At 75.8% G+C, this 1,038-nt stretch carries 1 protein-coding gene and 1 pseudogene; both read left to right on the forward strand.

Annotated features, from left to right (window positions below; translation table 11 throughout):
* Positions 1 to 250: pseudogene (locus EEJ42_RS31355) on the forward strand (urease accessory protein UreF); the annotation flags it as partial.
* Between the two features lie 29 nt (positions 251 to 279).
* A complete protein-coding gene (ureG, locus tag EEJ42_RS31360) occupies positions 280 to 972 on the forward strand; it encodes an urease accessory protein UreG (protein ID WP_123105241.1) in 693 nt (230 codons plus the stop codon).
* The last annotated feature ends 66 nt before the right edge of the window (positions 973 to 1,038 follow it).

The raw sequence follows: 1,038 nt of genomic DNA on the forward strand, positions 1-1,038 counted from the left end.
CGCCGCGTACGAGTCGGCCGGGGGACCGGCGTCCGCGGCCGTACGGCTGCTCAGCCTCGACCCGTTCGACGCCACCACCGTCCTCGCCCGCCTCGCCCCCGAGATCGACCGGATCGCCGCCCGCGCCGCCGAGGCGGCACACCGGGCCCTGGACGAGGGCCCCGGCGCGCTGCCCGCCGCCGCGGCGCCGCTGCTCGACATCGCCGCCGAGCAGCACGCCACCTGGCCCGTACGCCTCTTCGCCTCGTAACCGCCCGCCTCCTCGCCCCCGGAGCCGCCATGCACCTCGATCATCCCGAGACCTTCCCGCAGCGCCACACCCACGCCGCCGAGCCGCGCCGCCCCGACGGCACCCGTCGGGCGCTGCGCATCGGGCTGGGCGGGCCGGTCGGCTCCGGCAAGACCGCGACCGTCGCCGCGCTGTGCCGGGCGCTGCGCGACGAGCTGTCGATCGCCGTCGTCACCAACGACATCTACACGCGCGAGGATGCCGAGTTCCTGCTGCGCAACGCGGTGCTGCCCGCGGAGCGCATCAGCGCCGTGGAGACCGGCGCCTGCCCCCACACCGCGATCCGCGACGACATCTCCGCCAACCTCGAAGCGGTCGAGGACCTGGAGGAGGGCGTCGGCCCGCTCGACCTGGTCCTCGTCGAGTCCGGCGGCGACAACCTCACCGCGACCTTCTCCAGGGGCCTGGTCGACGCGCAGGTGTTCGTCATCGACGTCGCGGGCGGCGATGACATCCCGCGCAAGGGCGGCCCGGGCGTGACGACGGCCGACCTCCTCGTCGTCAACAAGACCGACCTCTCCCCGTACGTCGGATCCGACCTGGAGCGCATGGCGCGCGATGCCAAGGAGCAGCGCGGCGATCTGCCCGTCGCCTTCACCTCCCTGGTCGCGCCGGACGGCGTCCGTCCGATCGCCGACTGGGTACGCGAGCGGCTGGCCGCCTGGACGGCGGCCCCGGCGTGACCGAGACGGGCGGGGCGCCCGGCCCCGGCGTACGCGCCACCGCCCGCCTCGTCGCCGAGGCGGACG

The sequence above is a fragment of the Streptomyces botrytidirepellens genome (genome assembly GCF_003721215.1).
Taxonomy (GTDB): domain Bacteria; phylum Actinomycetota; class Actinomycetes; order Streptomycetales; family Streptomycetaceae; genus Streptomyces; species Streptomyces himastatinicus.